1 protein-coding gene is annotated in these 783 nt (G+C 54.8%); it reads right to left on the bottom strand.

Translation table 11 applies throughout. The features are described 5' to 3' along the window. Nucleotides 1–783: MobA/MobL family protein (locus tag B5F87_RS20545; RefSeq protein ID WP_143405324.1), on the bottom strand; the 783-nt coding region annotated here is incomplete at both ends.

Here is a 783-nt window from a genome sequence, read left to right as displayed (position 1 = left end):
GTGGAAATGCCATGCTCGGAAAGATAGCCTACTGCCTTTGCAACGGTTTTCAGTTCATCGGCGGCGTGCTGCCTTTGCCAACTTTGCGAATACTTCCGGCTCTTTTCTCTCTGAACGCTTAAATACTTCATCAGCAGATTTGCAAGGCCGGGGGATTGCGGGGGCTGCTCCGGGGCGTTTTCCCGCGCCTTGAACAGTTCGCCAATCCATTCTTTGAGCTTTCCAATCTGCGCCCGGATTTCCCGGATAAGGCGGTTTGCCTTTTGGATATTCCGGTTCAGCTCGCCTTTCTCGGTGGCTATGCCTTTCTTCTCCATTTGACAAGCCGCTACGCCCATGTGGACGGTAGGCAGCTCGTCAATGCCGCGCTCGGCGTTACTGCGGTGGTCGATACGCTCCGGGCGTCCGGCGCGTTCAAGGTAGGCATTTGAAATATCCGCCCATGCCTTGCGCCATAAAAGCGCGTTGCCCTTGTCGTTCCAGCCTGTGAGGTCAACTTTGTGTGTCTTGTATCTGCCGCTTGGTAAGCGTATGCGCTCGCCGTTCTCGTCAATGTCATATTCCTTTTTGGACTTCGCCGCCCATGCGCCGCGCTCGTCAAGGGGGCGCATAGTAAGCATGATATGACAATGGGGGTTGCCGCTGTCGGTGTCGTGAATGGCAAAATCAACGCACATTCCTCTGGAAACAAATTGAGAGGAACAGTATTCCCGGACAAGCCGGATCTGTTCCTCTCTGGATAACTCTATGGGGAGCGCCGCGTCAATCTCTCTGGCAAGCTGG

Source organism: Eubacterium sp. An3 (assembly GCF_002159465.1).
Lineage (GTDB): Bacteria > Bacillota > Clostridia > Lachnospirales > Lachnospiraceae > Anaerobutyricum > Anaerobutyricum stercoris.
This window is presented reverse-complemented; position numbering and strand designations above follow the sequence as displayed.